At 41.7% G+C, this 18,284-nt stretch carries 14 protein-coding genes, 4 tRNA genes and 1 pseudogene; 5 read left to right on the forward strand and 14 right to left on the reverse strand.

From position 1 onward, the window contains the following. The first annotated feature begins 394 nt into the window (after positions 1 to 394). Positions 395 to 898: a YfiR family protein gene (locus HHA42_RS11495; protein ID WP_168418590.1), complete on the forward strand. Its 504-nt coding sequence runs from the start codon at positions 395 to 397 to the stop codon at positions 896 to 898. Beyond that, complete coding sequence (locus HHA42_RS11500) at positions 895 to 2,151, forward strand: diguanylate cyclase (RefSeq protein ID WP_168418589.1); 1,257 nt, start codon at positions 895 to 897, stop codon at positions 2,149 to 2,151. The genes HHA42_RS11495 and HHA42_RS11500 overlap by 4 nt, the downstream gene beginning before the upstream one ends. Here HHA42_RS11500 and HHA42_RS11505 read toward each other — a convergent pair. Then, positions 2,125 to 3,187, reverse strand: a pseudogene (locus HHA42_RS11505) (transposase). The gene HHA42_RS11500 and the pseudogene HHA42_RS11505 sit on opposite strands and share 27 nt — an antisense overlap. 131 nt (positions 3,188 to 3,318) lie before the next feature. Between HHA42_RS11505 and HHA42_RS11510 the strand changes: the two are divergent. Continuing rightward, positions 3,319 to 3,795 (forward strand): OmpA family protein, encoded by a 477-nt coding sequence (locus HHA42_RS11510; RefSeq protein ID WP_168418587.1) that lies wholly within the window; start codon positions 3,319 to 3,321, stop codon positions 3,793 to 3,795. A 161-nt stretch (positions 3,796 to 3,956) separates the two neighbouring features. On the opposite strand, the gene HHA42_RS11515 is transcribed toward HHA42_RS11510, so the two are convergent. The 8 genes from HHA42_RS11515 to secA all read right to left on the reverse strand — a co-directional run bounded on the left by HHA42_RS11515 (position 3,957) and on the right by secA (position 10,394). Continuing rightward, a tRNA-Pro gene (locus tag HHA42_RS11515) sits at positions 3,957 to 4,033 on the reverse strand. An 18-nt stretch (positions 4,034 to 4,051) separates the two neighbouring features. Continuing rightward, positions 4,052 to 4,127: transfer RNA gene (locus tag HHA42_RS11520), tRNA-His, on the reverse strand. Between the two features lie 38 nt (positions 4,128 to 4,165). Next, a tRNA-Arg gene (locus HHA42_RS11525) sits at positions 4,166 to 4,242 on the reverse strand. Positions 4,243 to 4,288: 46 nt separating this feature from the next. Next, positions 4,289 to 4,365 (reverse strand) — tRNA-Pro (locus tag HHA42_RS11530). 154 nt (positions 4,366 to 4,519) lie between these two features. Further along, on the reverse strand, positions 4,520 to 5,587 hold the full coding sequence (gene nadA / locus HHA42_RS11535) for a quinolinate synthase NadA (RefSeq protein WP_168526560.1): 1,068 nt from the start codon (positions 5,585 to 5,587) through the stop codon (positions 4,520 to 4,522). A 149-nt stretch (positions 5,588 to 5,736) separates the two neighbouring features. Beyond that, positions 5,737 to 6,957, reverse strand: a complete 1,221-nt coding sequence (gene argJ / locus HHA42_RS11540; protein WP_168526562.1) for a bifunctional glutamate N-acetyltransferase/amino-acid acetyltransferase ArgJ — start codon at positions 6,955 to 6,957, stop codon at positions 5,737 to 5,739. Between the two features lie 196 nt (positions 6,958 to 7,153). Next, positions 7,154 to 7,516 carry a hypothetical protein gene (locus HHA42_RS11545; RefSeq protein ID WP_168418584.1) on the reverse strand — a complete coding sequence of 121 codons (363 nt, stop codon included), beginning with the start codon at positions 7,514 to 7,516 and terminating at the stop codon, positions 7,154 to 7,156. A gap of 163 nt (positions 7,517 to 7,679) precedes the next feature. Further along, a complete protein-coding gene (gene secA, locus HHA42_RS11550) occupies positions 7,680 to 10,394 on the reverse strand; it encodes a preprotein translocase subunit SecA (RefSeq protein ID WP_168418583.1) in 2,715 nt (904 codons plus the stop codon). A 338-nt stretch (positions 10,395 to 10,732) separates the two neighbouring features. Between secA and HHA42_RS11555 the strand changes: the two genes are divergently transcribed. After that, the gene (locus HHA42_RS11555; RefSeq protein WP_168418582.1) at positions 10,733 to 11,374 is read left to right on the forward strand and encodes a peroxiredoxin; all 642 of its coding nucleotides are present in this window, start codon (positions 10,733 to 10,735) and stop codon (positions 11,372 to 11,374) included. Positions 11,375 to 11,526: 152 nt separating this feature from the next. Here the strand turns inward: HHA42_RS11555 and HHA42_RS11560 are convergent, their stop codons facing one another. The 5 genes from HHA42_RS11560 to HHA42_RS11580 form a co-directional block, all read right to left on the reverse strand. Further along, positions 11,527 to 12,567 carry an SPOR domain-containing protein gene (locus tag HHA42_RS11560; RefSeq protein ID WP_168461650.1) on the reverse strand — a complete coding sequence of 347 codons (1,041 nt, stop codon included), beginning with the start codon at positions 12,565 to 12,567 and terminating at the stop codon, positions 11,527 to 11,529. After that, the gene (folC, locus tag HHA42_RS11565; protein ID WP_168461649.1) at positions 12,564 to 13,847 is read right to left on the reverse strand and encodes a bifunctional tetrahydrofolate synthase/dihydrofolate synthase; all 1,284 of its coding nucleotides are present in this window, start codon (positions 13,845 to 13,847) and stop codon (positions 12,564 to 12,566) included. The genes HHA42_RS11560 and folC overlap by 4 nt, the downstream gene beginning before the upstream one ends. Beyond that, a complete protein-coding gene (accD, locus tag HHA42_RS11570) occupies positions 13,844 to 14,740 on the reverse strand; it encodes an acetyl-CoA carboxylase, carboxyltransferase subunit beta (RefSeq protein ID WP_168418579.1) in 897 nt (298 codons plus the stop codon). The genes folC and accD overlap by 4 nt, the downstream gene beginning before the upstream one ends. Next, a complete protein-coding gene (gene trpA, locus HHA42_RS11575) occupies positions 14,737 to 15,540 on the reverse strand; it encodes a tryptophan synthase subunit alpha (protein ID WP_168461647.1) in 804 nt (267 codons plus the stop codon). The genes accD and trpA overlap by 4 nt, the downstream gene beginning before the upstream one ends. Positions 15,541 to 15,974: 434 nt before the next feature. Continuing rightward, positions 15,975 to 17,021: an AraC family transcriptional regulator ligand-binding domain-containing protein gene (locus HHA42_RS11580; RefSeq protein WP_171525596.1), complete on the reverse strand. Its 1,047-nt coding sequence runs from the start codon at positions 17,019 to 17,021 to the stop codon at positions 15,975 to 15,977. Positions 17,022 to 17,152: 131 nt separating this feature from the next. Between HHA42_RS11580 and HHA42_RS11585 the strand changes: the two genes are divergently transcribed. Further along, entirely contained in the window at positions 17,153 to 18,028 is an 876-nt protein-coding gene (locus tag HHA42_RS11585) for a metal-dependent hydrolase (RefSeq protein WP_168526564.1), read from the forward strand. Positions 18,029 to 18,284 lie beyond the last annotated feature (256 nt).

Here is an 18,284-nt window from a genome sequence, read left to right on the forward strand (position 1 = left end):
GTTCTTCATAATCTCTTAATGATCTTCTCGATGCTTCGTCAGCATCAAGCTAGGTCGGCTATACTACTCTCTATTTCTAGAAAGTCAACATGCAATGTTGATTTTATTTTCAAACCCATCTACTCAAAACAAACTCAATCAATCTCAAACCAATCAATCAAGCTATTGTTTTTCAACAAGTTTTTATTAACATCACCGCCGATGGGTGTGCATTATAGATGAATTCCCATCGCTTGCAAGCCCTGTTTTTGGTTTTTAGCAAAAATAGCGCTTATATGAGCAATATTTAATCAACAATTCTAAACTTTGTCGTATTCTTAGCCAAAATTAGCAGTATGTTTATTTTTAAATTTTAGCTAAACTATTTTTTGATCTATTTTAATGTTGTGTTGAGATGACTCGAACTTTAAAAAAAATAATTTTACTGTCATTCATAGCAATTTCAGCCCCTACTTTACATGCAGCACCACCTCCAAGTGTGTACAGCACCACATTTTCAATTTTGGCTTATGCTAAATGGCGACTAGACACGCCTAAACTCTGTGTTGTGGATAACACGAGTGTTGCACAACATTTTAAAAACTATGCATCTGCACATCATAAATACGATATTCATGCCATTCAAACGCATGCTATTAAGCAGAATGATTGTCAAATTTTGATCTTTTCAACTCTATCAGCCATTGAAGAACAGCAGATTTTAAATCATCAAGTCGATTTTCCTGCACTTTCGATTAGCTTGAATAATGTGGACTGTGAAACAGGCAGCGCTTTTTGTTTATATAAAAAGAATCAAAACTACGCTTTTAAAGTCAACTTAGAAAGCTTAACTCAGTCGAAATTGCATATTGATCCACGAGTGTTATTACTTGCAAAACCAACGGAGCCTAACTCATGAAACAGTTATACACTCCTATTACCTTGCATCAGTTATTTACGCGCTCTCAACTCACTATTTTTATACTGACCTTTTGTATTTGTTCTGGAATTTTTTTGGTCATTTCGACTTACACCATGAACACCTACGCTAAAAATAGTCTGCAAAATTTATCAACCACATTGAATGAACGTATTCAACCTGCAGTTGTATTTAACGATCAGATCACTTTGAATGAAATCTTAACTGAACATACACAGCGCCATCCTGTCCGCTCCATTGAAGTGCTTTCAGCCCAACAAAAGCGTATGGCATTTATTGAACAACAAGACCTTGACCGATTTTCAATTCAAGCCTTGTTAGATTATTTGTTTTTCCACGACCCTGTTCGTCTGAGTATTAATCACGATCAACAAAAATATGGCGAACTGCTAGTCTACGGTAATTCGAGCGACCTGATCAGCTTTTTGCTCAAAATTGTTCTTGGGCTAAGTTTTGGTTTTATTTTAATGTTGATGGCCGTGTTTTGGTCGATTAATTCAATTTATCAATATCTCATGCAATCCTTAACCTCAATTGTTGATTCTGCACGTGATATTAGCACGCAACAAAATTACAAAATGCGTATTTCTGGTTCAGATATTCAGGAATTGCACGAACTCAGTTATGCCTTTAATAGTCTATTAAAGGAAATTGAGCAATCGCATAAGAATTTAACTTCAGAAAACAACAAATTACAACATCAATTTCAATATGACAGTTTAACTCAACTGCCAAATCGACATTATTTTTATGAAACACTTTTCAAACTGTATAATGGTTCAACTACCAGTGCTGCAGTCTTATTTTTAGATATCAACAATTTCAACCAAATCAATAATCAATTTGGTCATTTAATTGGTGATGAAATTTTACGTGATTCTTCACACTGTCTTATCGATATTTTGCCCGAGCATGCTTTTGTTTCACGATTAGGCGGAGATGAATTCGCAGTGATTCTGACAGGTTCATATACACAGGCTGAATTGGAAAATTTCTGTGAAAAAATTCACAACTGTTATGCAGCCACATTTACATACGAACAGCAGCAAGTCTCATTAAATGTTAGTATTGGTGTGGCATTAACTGAATATGCCAAGACACCAGAAAATTTAATTGCTGATGTAGATCGTGCCATGCTTAAAGCGAAACGCGATAAAATAAAATGGTATATTTCACCTCAATCAAACATTGACTTCCTCACCTCCCTAAACGGAGGTGATTCCTACTGCTAGACGCTTAAGCCCAAGCGCAAGTATGTTCTTAGAACTATTTAAATCCCGATCATTGGTATTTAAACAGTTTTCACATTCCCATACTCTTATTCGCAAATCTGCTCTACCTTTCGGACTGCTTGCGGTGATCTCACCACAGCACGAACACATTTGGGTTGTGAAACTTTCGTTGACTTCCTCAAACAATACACTTGCGTTCTCGCATTTATACTTGAGCATTGTTTTGAATGCTGAAAAGCCTGTATCTAAAACAGATTTAGCCATTTTAGTTTTTACAAGTTTTTTTGCACTCAGGTCGCCTGACAATAATCAGTGCATTTTCTTTTACAAGCATGGTGCTTGCTTTGTGCAAATGATCTTTACGACAATTTGCAATCTTGGCGTGTAATGCACGAATACGCTTTTTATTCTTCGCTCGTTGAGCTATACCTAGTTTTTGTTCATATTTACGATACAACTTTGGATTTGAAATCACAGTGCCATCAGAACAGGTGGCTATATCTTTTAAGCCTAGATCAATGCCAATGGCTTTAGTTGCAGTTGGTTTGTCTAACTTAGGTGAATCCACGACCAGGCACACATACCAACGCCCACGACTATCCTCAACAAATGAGCCTGTTCTAACACTATATTTGCTTAAACCGTAGCTATCCCATAAGCCGAATTTGGTTTTTCCATACTCAACCCATCCATCAGCATATTTCAGTCCTGATTTTTTGAATGGTATCCAACCAAGCGATCTTCTTGCTGATTTCTTGTTGCTAACACGCCATTTCAGCTTTGCTTTTTTATACTGTATTCTTCGGGTGACAAATTCTTCTCTAATTGCATCAATTGTCTGGCTATGCAATCCACAGAGCTTTGAAGTACCTTTGGTGTACTTTGCCATGTCGAATGCTGAAAAGAAGTGACCTGTTCTTTTTAGGTGTTTAAAACTCAAATCATTCACATAATTCCAAACAAAGTTCACCTCAGATGCTAATTGGTCTAGCACCTTGCAATGTTTGTCTTTTATGCGTAATTTAAGTGTTTTCATGGGCTTATTTTAGATCGTGTTAAATTAAAGGTGTTGATTTTTGAAAAACCCAACGACATTTCATGTCGTGTCGCTTACATCTCTGCCCTGAAGGACAGAGTTTTACGCTCCATTTGATAAACAGGTTTCACATGCTTAAAAAGGTTCTGATCACTTCTCTCATTTTAGTTATGGTTTCGCTCAGCGCATGTATGAGCTTAGGCAATGTCAGCTATAAACAAGCACGTATGCTTAAAAATGAAGGGTTTATTTTGAGTGATGATGGCTGGACACTGGCTTTGCCTGAACGTTTATTATTTGGTTTTGATGAATACGCTATCCAAAAACCTCAGCAACAACGCCTGAATCAGCTGGCACAACAACTGCATAAATATGATCTAGATAAACTTAAATTTATTGGACATACCGACAATGTGGGTTTACCCAGCTACAATCAAACTCTTTCTGAAAAACGCGCCCAAAGTGTCGCTCAGATCTTTTTAGATCAAGGTTTTGAACGAAACAATATTCAGGTGATTGGTCGTGGAGCATCTCAACCGATGGTGAGCAACGATACACCAGCAAATCGCGCGATTAACCGTCGGGTAAATGTGACCATAGTACCTTAAAGCCCTACAGAAATTTCAACGGATCATCAAGCCTCAGTCATTGAGGCTTTTTTTATTTCACCTAAAAGATGTAATCAACAAAAGTATTTTTCTAAATTTCAGGCATAAAAAAACCGCTTAACGCGGTATCTTTATCTATTGACCATTTCTATTTTAGAAAATGGTCGGAGCAGTAGGATTCGAACCTACGACCCCCTGGTCCCAAACCAGGTGCACTACCAGGCTGTGCTATGCTCCGTTTATCTCTTAAAGAGATTGGGGTGAATGACGGGATTCGAACCCGCGACAACTGGAATCACAATCCAGGGCTCTACCAACTGAGCTACATCCACCATCATATTTGGTTCTTATATACCAAGCCACCCAAAAATGGCGCGCCTGACAGGATTCGAACCTGTGACCATCCGCTTAGAAGGCGGATGCTCTATCCAACTGAGCTACAGGCGCATGACCGATGATACATAATATCATGCGATACGTTGCCTTGAAGAATTGGTCGGAGCAGTAGGATTCGAACCTACGACCCCCTGGTCCCAAACCAGGTGCACTACCAGGCTGTGCTATGCTCCGATTCATCTCAGCTTTTTTGTGTATCGCACATCGTGCGGTACGGTGTGCATTCTAGGCGTGACGCCCGAAGACGTCAACACCTATATTTAAAAAAAATTAAAAAAAAGCTTCAACCGTATATTTATCAAGCATTTTTGATATTTTTCAATCAATTTTAGCGTTTCAGACTCGCACTGAAATTCAACATACGATCTAACGGTAATTTAGCACGTTCTGCAAGCGCAGGCTCAACGAATATTTCTTGATCACCAGTTTGCAACACATGCAAAATTCCATCTAATTCATTCATTGCCATCCACGGGCAATGTGCACATGAGCGGCAAGTTGCCCCCTCACCTGCAGTTGGTGCTTCAATCAGAGTTTTATTGGGTACCGCTTGTTGCATCTTATAGAAAATGCCACGGTCAGTTGCCACAATAAGACGCTCGTTCGGCAAGTTTTTCGCAGCTTGAATTAGCTGTGAAGTACTGCCCACTGCATCAGCAATATCAACCACAGCTTCAGGTGATTCTGGATGTACCAAAACTGCAGCATCTGGATACAGCGCTTTCATGTTGGCAATACCGCGCGAACGGAATTCTTCATGCACAATACATGAACCATCCCACAGCAACATATCTGCCCCAGTTTTCTTTTGAATATAGCGACCTAAATGCTGGTCAGGCGCCCAAATGATTTTTTCACCCAAGCTATCTAAATGCTCGACAATTTCAACTGCGCAACTAGATGTCACGACCCAGTCTGCACGTGCTTTTACCGCAGCAGAAGTATTGGCATAAACCACAACAGTATGATTAGGATGTGCATCACAGAAGCGGCTAAACTCATCGACAGGGCAACCTAAGTCGAGTGAACAAGTCGCTTCCAAAGTTGGCATTAGAATAGTTTTTTCTGGTGATAAAATTTTGGCTGTTTCACCCATAAATTTCACCCCAGCCACCACCAATGTTGTTGCAGCATGATCACGACCAAAACGTGCCATTTCCAGAGAATCTGAAACACAACCGCCCGTGTACTCTGCCAATTCCTGTACTTCTGGATCGCAGTAATAATGGGCAACCAAGACAGCATTGCGCTTTTCGAGTTCTGCTTTAATTTGCGCAAATTTTTCCTGCTTGGCCTGCTCACTCAAATGGTGCTCTTTGGTTTCACCCAAGCGATCTAAATGCGCCTGCACAATCGATTTTGCTTCATTGGCAATTAAATTGGTCGCATCATTCATAACAACGTCTTCTCTATCTTCATGCTTGCCCTAACACAAGCGTACTCAAGTCACTGATGATATGGGGGCTATTTGCTCATTCACCAGCCCTTTGCCGATTAAATGCTAAAAAAGCCTCACAACGGAGGCTTTCTCACTCAATTTAAATTTTACGAACGGTAATCCGCGTTGATCTTGACATAATCATAAGATAAGTCACAAGTATAGACTGTATCTGAGGCCTGTCCGCGTCCTAAATCTACACGAATGGTCATTTCAGTTTGCGCCATGACGCCTGCACCTGCTTCTTCGGTATAGTCTGCGGCAGCGCCACCATCTTTACATATTTGCACATCATCTAACCAAACCTGAATTTTTTCAACGTCTAAATTAGGGACGCCTGCGTAACCAATCGCAGCAAGGATACGCCCCCAGTTTGGATCTGAGGCAAAAATAGCGGTTTTTACCAATGGCGAATGTGCAATGCTATAAGCAATATCACAACATTCCTGAGTATTAGCGCCACCTTCAACACGAACCGTAATGAATTTCGTTGCACCCTCGCCATCACGAACAATCAATTGCGCCAAACGCAGCATCACACGATTTAAAACATCCAATAGCACCACATAACGTGGATCATTATTGCTACTAATTGTCGTACCGCCTGCCTGACCTGTCGCCACTAAAATGCATGAGTCATTGGTAGAAGTATCGCCATCTACGGTAATGCGGTTAAAAGATTGCTCTACACTTTGCTTGAGCAATTGTTGTAATACATCACGTTGAATCGGGGCATCGGTCGCAACATAGCTAAGCATAGTCGCCATATTCGGACGAATCATGCCTGCGCCTTTAGAAATACCAGTCATGCTGTATGTAATACCATCGAGCTCAAATTGCTCAGACGCACCTTTTGGTTTGGTATCTGTGGTCATAATGCCTGTGGCGGCATCATGCCATGCATCATCACGCAACGACGCCAAAGCTGGTGCTAAACCTGCGACCAAACGCTCAATAGGTAATTGTTCACCAATCACCCCTGTAGAAAATGGCAAAACTTCTTGTGCAGATACACCCGCCAATTCAGCCAATTTGGCACAGGTGGTTTCTGCATTTTGCATACCCAATTTACCCGTACCCGCATTGGCATTACCTGTATTAATCACCAAATAACGTGGATTAGTTTGTGCTAAATGTGCTTTAGAGACATGCACAGGCGCAGCACAGAATGCATTTTGGGTAAATACACCCGCAACATTTGAACCTTCTGCAAATTCAAAAATAACCAGGTCACGTCGGTTCTGATAGCGCACATAGGCTTCAGCTGAACCAATTTTTACACCTTTGACCACATGCATATGTGGCATAGAGACGTCACCAACTGCCATTTTGAAATTTCCAGTACAAATTTGAGAATGTCACAGCTTAGTGGAAAATGAAGAAAAAATCGAGCATCCGCCTGTGTCGTTTCGCTTTTTGTTTATGTAGGCTCTGAAATATAAAAACCAGCCGTTTAGACTGGTTTTTTTTATATTTAAACGTACAGCTGAGCAAGCAGCACCGCTTGCCAGTCTGCTTTAAAACTTATTGTGGATTGGTTGCCACAACTGCTTCGCCCAACAATGCCTGTTTGGCACGTTCTTGGCTTGCTGCAGACAGTGCTGGATTTGAAGCCACAATACGATTTACATTAGCAGCATTCGCTGGTGCAATCGCAGCAGTATGCAACACAATTGGACGTTGATCAGGATTGGCAAAGGTATAGCGGATACCTGTACGTGGACTTGCCACTGTTACATGACCATTATCTACTTGAGCCTGTGCTGTAGTGGGTCCTACAGCAGCCTGAACTTTTGCAGCAGTGGTCGTTGTCGCTGTAGCATTCGCAAAGGTCAACGTTGGCAAGCTAAGTGCGACAATCATTAAAGGTTGTAATACTTTTTTCATTTTTTGTTCCACGTATGGATATATTGCATGTGCAACTAAATAGCATTTAATTCCAAAATCTGCAAATGCTATACACATCTTGCAAAACTATTGCTACAAAGTTTTAAGCCAAAATGCGATAAAAAAGCAGAACCGAAGTTCTGCTTTGCAAAGTTCATCAAACTTAAATTTTACCGTGACACTGCTTGTATTTCAGTCCTGAACCACATGGACATGGTGAGTTACGGCTTGCAGGTGGTACCACCGCTTGATCAGCAGCTACCGCTTGCGGTTCTGATTCAAAGGTTTCACCCGTTAAGCCGTCTACATCTGCATGAGAAAGGTTCAACTGCATGGCTTCGGCCTGTGCCTGTTGTTGCGCTTCCATGGCAGCCAATTCTTCAGGCGTTGGGACGTGTACACGTGATAAATCAGTGACCACATCAGCTTTAATCACACCCAGCATGTTCACAAATAAGTTAAATGCTTCTTTTTTGTATTCTTGCTCAGGGTTCTTTTGCGCATAGCCGCGTAAATGAATACCTTGACGTAAATAGTCCATTGCCGCCAAGTGATCTTTCCAGTGGCGATCTAATGAGCTGAGCATAAAGTGACGTTCTAACATGGCTGCAGATTCATCACCCATTTGCTCACGACGTGAACGGTAACGCGCCAAGATTTCATCAGAAATACGTTCAATCAACGCTTCTTCGTCTAGGCGACGATCTTCTTCCAACCATTGATTAATTGGCAAGTCGATGCCCAAGTCATCACGTAAGGCACGCTCAAGCCCGTCAATATCCCACTGATCGTGAATCGATTCAGGTGGAATATAATTGGCGATCATGCCTGTGACCACTTCACGATGCATTTCTTCAATATAATCTTGCAGGGTGTTTTCTGCTAACACGTCATCACGTTGTGAATAAATGATCTTACGCTGTTCATTATTCACATCATCGTATTTCAGCAAGTTTTTACGAATATCGAAGTTACGTGCCTCAACTTTGCGCTGTGCATTTTCAATGGAACGAGACACCATTTTGTGCTCAATCGCTTCATCTTCCTGCAAGCCCATAGCGCGCATCATTGCTACGACACGGTCACCTGCGAAAATACGCATCAAGTCATCTTCAAGTGAAAGATAGAAACGTGACACACCTGGGTCACCCTGACGACCTGCACGACCACGTAGCTGGTTATCAATACGGCGTGATTCATGGCGTTCAGAGCCAATAATATGCAAACCACCTGAACTTAACACCATGTCATGGTTTTGTTCCCACTCTGCTTTTAAGCGAGCTTCGTCTTCAGGGGTTGGATTTTCAATTTTGGCAAGCAAGGCTTTCCAGTTACCACCGAGCAAAATATCTGTACCACGACCCGCCATATTCGTCGCAATCGTCACCGCTCGTGGTGAACCTGCCTGTGCAATAATGTCGGCTTCACGTTCGTGTTGCTTCGCATTTAACACTTCGTGCTGAATACCCGCTTCACGCAGTTTGTCCGATAAAATTTCCGAAGCTTCAATGGTTGCGGTACCAATCAAAATTGGCGCTACACCCGCTTCATGCACACGCTGAATTTCTTGAATAATTGCGTTGTATTTGCCTGCACGGTTTAAATAAATCAAATCGTTCTGGTCATTACGAATCATTGGGCGGTGGGTTGGAATAATCACCACATCCAAACCATAAATTTCTTTCATTTCTGCAGCTTCAGTATCTGCAGTACCCGTCATACCCGATAATTTTTTGTATAAACGGAAATAGTTCTGGAAAGTTGTGGTCGCTAAAGTTTGGTTTTCAGGCTGAATTTCTAAGCCTTCTTTGGCTTCTACCGCTTGGTGCAAGCCTTCTGACCAGCGACGACCCGGCATGGTACGACCTGTATTTTCGTCAACAATAATCACTTCACCATCATGAATAATGTAGTGTACGTTGCGTTGATACAAGAAGTGCGCACGAATGGCAGCAGACACGTGATGCACCAAATTCAGGTTAGATGCAGAATAAAGACTTTCGCCCTCTGCCAGCAATCCCATTTGAATCAATTCATCTTCTACAGTTTCATAACCAATTTCGGTCATTTCCACCGTTCGTTGTTTTTCATCAATCCAGAAATGCCCACCATCTGCTACTTTTTCTTCTTTTTGCGCATGCAGTTTTGGTGGAATGGTATTGATTGCAGCATACAATTGAGATGAATCATCACTTTGACCCGAAATGATCAATGGTGTACGTGCTTCATCAATTAGGATCGAGTCCACTTCGTCAATGATGGCATAGGTCAAACCACGCTGTTTTTTCTCAGCGAGAGAAAACACCATGTTGTCACGCAAATAGTCGAAACCAAATTCGTTATTGGTACCGTAAGTGATGTCTGCGCGATAAGCTTGTGCTTTTTCTGTCGGGTCTTGCATCGAATAAATGATGCCAATGCTTAAACCCAAAAACTCAAACAAAGGACGGTTGAGTTCAGCATCACGCTGTGCCAAGTAGTCATTTACAGTGATGACATGCACGCCCTGACCACTCAAAGCATTCAGATAACAGGCCAAAGTTCCCATCAGGGTTTTACCTTCACCTGTACGCATTTCTGCAATTTTACCTTCGTGCAAGGTAATACCACCAATCAACTGCACGTCATAGTGACGCATGCTCATGACGCGTTTGGCCGCTTCACGACATACCGCAAATGCTTCTGGTAATAATTTATCTAAACTTTCGCCTTTGTTATAACGTTGTTTGAATTCTTCGGTTTTTGCAGATAAGTCTGCATCGCTTAAGGCAGATATCGTCGGCTCGAGCGCATTAATCTTGTCTACGATTTTACGCATGCGTTTGAGTTCGCGCTCATTTTTAGTACCGAAGATTCCTCCGATCAGACTTGCCAACATGAATAAACTCTCTAAATCTTGCTTGTCAAATAAATAGGTTTTTCTTAGTGGTTATTATGGTGCTAGAAATTTGAAGTACAAGGGTTTTGCACAAAAACCTATTAAAAATTCCAATCCCTACTTGCCATTTCTCGCTGCTAAGTGGCAGTTAATGTAACAAATTTCGAGCGGGCGATATATAGCAATAGCACATGAATCTATTTTGAAAATGCAATAAAAACCACATCACTTATTCAATTTATTCATAAGTACATACAAAAACACTATTTATTTTTGCAAAAGAAATAACGCATAGTAGTGTTCATTCAACATACAACACAAAACATCAGAGGCACAGCATGACCATTCGCTTAGGTGACACCGCACCCAACTTCACACAAGATTCAAATGAAGGCCAGATTGATTTTTATGAGTTTTTAGGTAACAGCTGGGGGATTTTATTTTCACACCCTGCCGACTATACTCCTGTCTGCACCACAGAATTAGGCTTTACCGCAAAACTTAAAGATGAATTCAGCAAACGTAATGTTAAAGCGATTGCCCTTTCTGTAGATGATGCAGAATCTCACAAAGGCTGGATTCAAGATATTAACGAAACTCAAAATACGACAGTTAATTTCCCAATTCTTGCCGACCAAGATCGTAAAGTGTCTACTTTGTATGATTTTATTCACCCGAATGCCAGCGAAACACTGACTGTACGCTCACTGATCATTATTGATCCGAATAAAAAAGTACGTTTGATCATCACTTATCCTGCATCTACAGGGCGTAATTTCCATGAAATTTTACGTGTGATTGACTCATTGCAACTGACTGACAATTATAAAGTTGCAACCCCTGCTAACTGGCAAGATGGTGAAGACGTGGTGATTGTGCCATCTATTCAAGATGAAGCTGAACTTAAAGAACGCTTCCCAAGCGGATATAAAGCCATCAAACCGTATTTACGTTTGACCAAACAACCAAATCGCTCTTAATTTTAGTTCTACACTGAATTCACAAGTTAGCAGAATGATTAAAAACGCCTATCTTCGGATAGGCGTTTTTAATGTCTAAATAAATAGCGTGTAAAAAAGGATTTAACCAAATGATTAAATCCTGTTTAAAGACCACAACTTTATAAAAAGAATTAGTTGCGTTTCTCTAACGGCACCCAGTCAATTACCCATGCCGACTTCATATTCAAACTAGGGTCAGCCGTGATTTTTTTACGAGTGGCGTCTGCAGCATCACGATCTTTAGATGGCCCTACCATAATCCGCACACCTTTAGAGGTTGGACTTTGTGTGACTTTATAACCTTTGGCTTTTAATTTAGCTGCCAAAGCATCGGCATTGGCTTGGTTGGCTGCCAAAGCCACTTGTACCATCCACTGCTTATCGCCTTCTTCCAGAAGCTTACGTGCTTTTTCTGCTTCAGCCTTTTTCTTAGCGGCTTCTTCAGCTTTACGCTTTTCATCTGCTTTACGTTTTTCTTCAGCAGCCTTACGTTCTGCTTCTTTTTTCGCTTCTGCCGCTTTGCGCTCTTCTTCCGCTTTACGTTTTGCATCGGCTTGGCGTTTTTCTTCAGCCTTGCGCTTCTCTTCCGCAATTCGTTTTTCTTCAGCTAGTCGTTTTTCATCTGCAGCTTTTTTCTCTGCGGCACTACGCTCTTGTGCTGCTTTTTGCTCTGCAGCTTTCTTGGCATCTGCTGCCTTTTGCTGCTCTAACTTCTTTTGCTGAGCGGCTTTTTCATCAGCCAAACGTTTTTGCTTAGCCTGTTCATCTTCCACCAGCTCAGGTGGAATATTGTCTGAGCTTTGCTGCTGACCTGAACGCAGGGCATTTAAAGCTGCGTATTCTTCTGCTGCTTTACGTGCTGCTTCAGCTTCAGCCTGTTGCTGCATTGCCAAAAATTCGGCTGCACGCGCTTCTTGCTCTGCTACCGCTTTTTCACGTGCACGGCGCTGCTCTTCTAGCAAACGCTGCTCGGTTTCGACATCTACAGTTAAAGGCTGCAATTGCACCATTTCTGCTTGATTGGCATTTTTATTCTGAACTTGTTCAGCTTGGCTTGGGGTTTTGACATTATTTTGATGTATTTCTTCTTGCCCTTTTAAAAGCAATGCTGCCAATAAAACACCACCACCTAATAAAACAACGCCACCCATCCAGCGTTGTTTGTTATTCATTGACATTCTTCCAAATACTCCCATACCGCTTCTAAGGTATGAAATGATCCACATACCAAGATCAGCTGATTATTTTTTGTTTCATCCAGCGCTGATTTAAAAGCCAATTGCACACTGTCGAAGTGTTGTACTGTTTCGCCTTGCAAAGCTTGATCTAAAACCGTGATCTCTGCCGCACGTGGCACATTTAATGCGGCAATTTTCCACATTAACACCGTATCTTTCAATAACTCAACGACAGAATTTATATCTTTATCTGCCAGCATTGAAAAAACACCAACCACTTCTGTGTACTGTTTATTGTAATTTAAGAAATTGCGCAATTGCTTTAACAAAAATTCAACGCCATGCGGGTTATGCCCTGCATCAAAAATCACGGTTTTACCCTGAATTTGACGAATTTCAAAACGTCCTGCCAATTTAGCGGCTTGAATCCCTTCTGCAATTGCCGTTTGAGAAACCGCAAGGCCACTATTTAATACAGCTGCCACTGCGGTAGAAATATTATCTAATGCCAAGCTACCTGTCGGGAGTTTTAAGGTACAACCTGAAGATGCAAACATCCAAGATTCGCCATCGTCAGAATCACGATAAAAATAATCACGATTTAAGACCAATAACGGCGCATTGCACACTGTTGCTTTGTCTTGAATAGCTTGTGGTAAATCTTGCTGACCTGCAAAAATCACTGGAATGTTCGGACGAATAATCCCTGCTTTTTCATAAGCAATTTTTTCGATGCTATCGCCCAACCAATCCACATGATCCAACCCAATATTGGTAATCACTGCCACATCTGGGTTGACCACATTCACTACATCTAAACGTCCACCCAAACCGACTTCAAGCACCCAAACATCACAGTCACGTGCTTTAAAAATCACAAAGGCAGCCAAAGTGGTCGCTTCAAAGAAAGATAAACTCAGATCACAGGCGCGTCGAGCTTGATCTACCTGCACAAAGGCATCAATCAAGCTTTGATCATCAACTTCGTTTCCTGCTAATTTGACCCGCTCATTAAAGCGGTAAATATGTGGCGATTGGTACAATCCTACCTTATAGCCTTGGGCATTTAAAATTGCTGCCAAAGTAGTAGTGGTTGAACCTTTGCCATTGGTTCCTGCAACCGTAATGACTTTGGCATTTGGCTGAGTCACACCCAGTTTTTCGGCAACGGGAATCACCCGCTCCAAACCTAAATCAATACCCGTAACGTGAACATGGCTCCAATAATTGAGCCATGTATTTAAATCATCGGTTGCAAGCGGTGCTATGTTCAAGGCAAATTCATCAGTTTCGACACAATGCGATAAACTGTATCACGTAATGCATGACGATGGACAATTTGATCGACCACGCCATGATCAAGCAAGTATTCTGCACGCTGGAACGGTTCTTCCAGTTTTTCACGTACAGTTTGCTCAATCACACGTTTACCTGCGAAACCAATCATCGCTTTAGGTTCAGCAATGTGTACATCGCCTAACATTGCCAATGATGCTGTTACACCGCCATATACAGGATGAGTCAACACCACGATGTATGGCAAGCCTGCTTCTTTCATACGCTGAATCGCTGCAGAGGTACGCGCCATTTGCATTAAAGACAGCATGCCTTCTTGCATACGTGCACCGCCAGATGCAGCAAAGCAAATTAGAGGTTGTTTCTGTTTAATAGCACGTTCAGCCGCTTGAACAAAACGGTCACCAACAACAGTACCCATTGAGCCGCCCATAAAGTCGAACTCAAATGCACAAGCAATTACTGGCATTTCTTTGAGTAAGCCTTGCATTACCACCAAAGCTTCAGTTTCCCCTGTTTTCTTTTGTGCTTCAGACATACGCTCAGGATAAGCCTTACTGTCTACAAAGTTCAGCGGGTCTTTGGCAGAAAATTCTTGACCTAATTCTTGTTGAACTTGATCTAGGAACCAAGTTAAACGCTCACGCGCTTTCATACGTAAATGTTCGTCACATTGTGGACATACATACGCATTAAAAGACATTGCGGTACGGGTGACTAACGCATGACATTCAGGACATTCAATTGTTGGTTCAGTGAAAATAGCTTTTAAGGCTTGTTGTTCATCTGGTGTTTCAATACCAGGCACACCACGTTCAGTCCACGGCGTCGATGGGCTTAGAATTTTCCCTGTTTTCACTTCTTGATTCATACTAACTCATCGAGCGCAGCTCGAAGCTCCTTCACTTTATTAACCGTTGCAATGACGGCTTGTTCTGGGGCAAGGCTCGCAAATTGTTTTACAAAAGCACTTCCGACAATGACTGCATCGGCAGCTGCACCCATTGCTTTAGCAGAGGCAGCATCACTGATACCAAAACCTACGCCAACCGGCACATTTGTAACAGATTTAATTTGTTCTAAGCGTGTTGCTGCTTCTGCAACATCAAGTGTTGCTGCGCCTGTCACGCCCTTCAAGGAAACATAGTAAATAAAGCCACTGGCTTGATTTGCCACAAACTGAATACGCTCTGGTGTCGATGTTGGTGCCAACAAGAAAATTTGATCCATCTCATATTTCTTTAAGATGTTGTCAAAATCTTGAGCTTCCTCTGGTGGTAAATCCACCAAAAGCACACCATCTACACCACAATCATTGGCATATTCAACAAACTTTTCATAACCAATCACTTCTACAGGGTTTAAGTATCCCATCAACACAACAGGGGTTTCCTGATCTTTTTGACGAAATTCTTTGACCATGTCTAAAGCCTTTAGCGTACTGGTACCACCTGCCAAAGCACGCTCTGCTGCAAGGGCAATCACTGGACCATCGGCCATTGGGTCTGAAAACGGCAAACCTAATTCAACGACATCTACCCCTGCCTCGACCATTTGATGTAACAACGGAACTGTGACTTCTGGATGAGGGTCACCTGCCATAACATAAGAAACCAAGGCCTTACGCTGTTGAGATTCAAGCTGTGCAAATCGTGTGGCTAAACGTGACATAGGGTTGTATTTTCCTTGAATGATTAAAACTGAGACATTTGCTATTGTAGAAATACAAATCGACCCATTGTAACGCTATTTTTTACACAATGAATAGCGCACTGGCATGGGTTGCTGTATTTCTGTTTGCAAAACGATTTATTCAGAACAACCGCGAGGCTACATTTACTAATATTTGCGCTTTTTTCTCAATGATCAAAGATGCCTAATTTGGCCTGCTTATCGGTTTGTACATTTTGCCCAATTTTGCATTTAAAATTTTAAAAAATGATATAAACAAAACACTTAGCTTCTAAATCATTCATTTCACAACCTTGCAAAAGCTGATTTAAATCGATTGATCAGCGCTATTTTTCCAATGCTATTGTTCCGTGATGCTATGACACATCGGGCTGAAATACAGTGCTTCTTCAGGCTAGAACTTAAATGCCTATCTATTTCTTTTCATACTCACCCTGCTGTAAAGCCTGTTTGGCTTTAAGCAAAGTTTGCCCAGTGTAGGCCTTATAGGCCCGCGCCAAAGCAGATTGATCTGAATACCCCAATTGCTGTGCAATTTCAGACAACCCCAGATTTTGTATAAGCAACTGCTCGCAGCGCTGCATGCGCTCTTTTTCAATAATCTGTTTAAAGCCTGTGCCCTCTTGTTTAAGCTGTCGCTGCAACGTGCGTACCGAACAACATAACACCTGCGCCACAAACTCAATACTAGGGATGTTTTCTTCCTGCCGTAAATATTGCGCCACCATTTCCTGAACTTGCTGCAATACGCTATCGACATTGGGTTTTAATGCAATCGCATCTTCAGCTTGCTTGGTTAGCAAATGAATTAAAGAAGGGTCTGCCTGTTGTGGTTGAATCGTTAAACTATCTAAATTTAAAACAATTTGATATTCCGCTTGTTTAAACAAGATTTTACAGCGATAAAAATTTTCATACTGTCGCACAGGCATGCGTGCAGCGTGGGCAAAGTGGATTTCCCGAATGGGTGAATGTTGAAAGTCAAAAATTTGAGTGGCCAGTTGTACCATACAAGCAAAGGTCATTTCATGGATCAAACTATATTTTTCATCGACCAAGGGCCAAGACAAATACAAAGCATCCTGTTGTTGATATAAACGCATGGGCACAGCAGCCGAACCATCCACCACCAAACGGCTAAAGCGCATCATGTACTGAATGGCTTCTGCGACACTGTTACTACGCGAGGCCATATAACCGAGTACACCAAAATGTTCAGGCTGAATATAAGCTGCCAACTCAAATATTAGCTGGGGACAATCCAAAAAATGGATGCTGTGCTGAATAACCTCTGTAAACAATACATAAGATGACTGCGTATCTAAGGGCAATGACAGGACATGCTGTAACTGTTGCAATTGTGCCGCAGAAAACCCTAGCTGTTCAGGCATTAGACCACGCTCAGAAAGGTAGCGCAGCCATAACTGATAATAGCCATTTGGAATTTGAATTTCGTGAATGTGTGTGCTCATGTTGGCATGAATCATTTTCTTTTGTCGTTTAATGTATAAAAACTGGCGAGTACTGTCAAAACAAATCCGCGAAAGCCCGACATACTGCAAACATGATCGACTCTGCTTAGTAAAATAAAATGAATGCACTTGTCCAATATCATGCTGCGCCTATTGTTCGCAGCAATCTTGATTTTCAGTTAAGCGAAATTCCACGTTACTGGTTTGCGGGTGACCCTTTTCTGACACGTATGTTTGATGCGCTTAGCCTGACCTTTCCTGACGGAGAGCGCTACTTTATTCAATCTGTACGTTTGTTTCGCGATCAAATTCAAGACCCAGACCTTAAACAACGCGTTGCAGATTTTATTCGGCAGGAAGCACAACACGGCATTGCACATGACAAAATGAATCAGGTCATGAAAGATCAAGGTATGCCTGTAGATCAATTTATTCAGCGTCTGAACAAGATTTTTAAGTTTGAACTGAAATATCGCTCGCCTCAATACAACATTGCCATGACGGCGGCGGCTGAACACTTAACAGCACTTATGGCAGAAACATTTTATGGCGAAAAAGACACCCTGAAAGATGCACATCCGTATGTCCGTGCTTTATTTGCGTGGCATGCGATTGAAGAAATGGAGCATCGTGATGTGGCGTTTGATGTGATGCAACAGGTGGGCAATGTGCCTGAAGTGACCCGAAAAATGGCATTGGTACTCACCACAGGTTTGATGTTTGGGTTTACCCTTTACCGTGCTAATGTCATGCTCAGATACGATGGTTTTAGCCGCATACAACGCTTAAAGATGAATGCACGCGGGCTGCAATGGCTATTGGGTAAAAATGGAAAATTACGCAAAATGAAGCCACAATTTCAAGACTGGTTTAAGCCTGATTTTCACCCTAGCCAACACCCGATTATCGCGCAATACGATGTTTGGCTGCACACCTTAGCTGAAACCAATGATCCAATTCAGGCGGGTGAAGCTTTTTGGCAAGCTGCGAAGTAATTGTTAAACAGCACAATGCAAACGCGTTTGCTTAAATTATCTCTTAGATAAAAAATCGCTGGTCTACTTTCAATATTTTTAATATCGTTCAGTAGCTCAGCGATTGTGATTAAAATCCTGCAAGGGCGTGTCTAGTCTAGGCATTACCATTTGGCATAATGCTGTTCAAGCAAACCATATTTGTAACTCCAAAATAGAAATGTCCGGTTTCTCCAAAGTAAAAATGTCCGCTTTTAGAATATGCACTTTTGCAATT

The organism is Acinetobacter sp. A3, assembly GCF_012371415.1.
Taxonomy (GTDB): domain Bacteria; phylum Pseudomonadota; class Gammaproteobacteria; order Pseudomonadales; family Moraxellaceae; genus Acinetobacter.

Excerpts from the sequence above, each read along its gene's own strand:
- trpA (WP_168461647.1), bottom strand. The coding sequence starts at position 15,540 with ATGTCACGTTTAGCCACACGATTTGCACAGCTTGAATCTCAACAGCGT.
- HHA42_RS11545 (WP_168418584.1), bottom strand. The coding sequence starts at position 7,516 with ATGAAAAAAGTATTACAACCTTTAATGATTGTCGCACTTAGCTTGCCA.
- HHA42_RS11555 (WP_168418582.1), top strand. The coding sequence starts at position 10,733 with ATGACCATTCGCTTAGGTGACACCGCACCCAACTTCACACAAGATTCA.
- secA (WP_168418583.1), bottom strand. The coding sequence starts at position 10,394 with ATGTTGGCAAGTCTGATCGGAGGAATCTTCGGTACTAAAAATGAGCGC.
- argJ (WP_168526562.1), bottom strand. The coding sequence starts at position 6,957 with ATGGCAGTTGGTGACGTCTCTATGCCACATATGCATGTGGTCAAAGGT.
- HHA42_RS11500 (WP_168418589.1), top strand. The coding sequence starts at position 895 with ATGAAACAGTTATACACTCCTATTACCTTGCATCAGTTATTTACGCGC.
- HHA42_RS11585 (WP_168526564.1), top strand. The coding sequence starts at position 17,153 with ATGAATGCACTTGTCCAATATCATGCTGCGCCTATTGTTCGCAGCAAT.
- HHA42_RS11510 (WP_168418587.1), top strand. The coding sequence starts at position 3,319 with ATGCTTAAAAAGGTTCTGATCACTTCTCTCATTTTAGTTATGGTTTCG.
- accD (WP_168418579.1), bottom strand. The coding sequence starts at position 14,740 with ATGAATCAAGAAGTGAAAACAGGGAAAATTCTAAGCCCATCGACGCCG.
- HHA42_RS11495 (WP_168418590.1), top strand. The coding sequence starts at position 395 with ATGACTCGAACTTTAAAAAAAATAATTTTACTGTCATTCATAGCAATT.
- HHA42_RS11560 (WP_168461650.1), bottom strand. The coding sequence starts at position 12,567 with ATGAATAACAAACAACGCTGGATGGGTGGCGTTGTTTTATTAGGTGGT.
- nadA (WP_168526560.1), bottom strand. The coding sequence starts at position 5,587 with ATGAATGATGCGACCAATTTAATTGCCAATGAAGCAAAATCGATTGTG.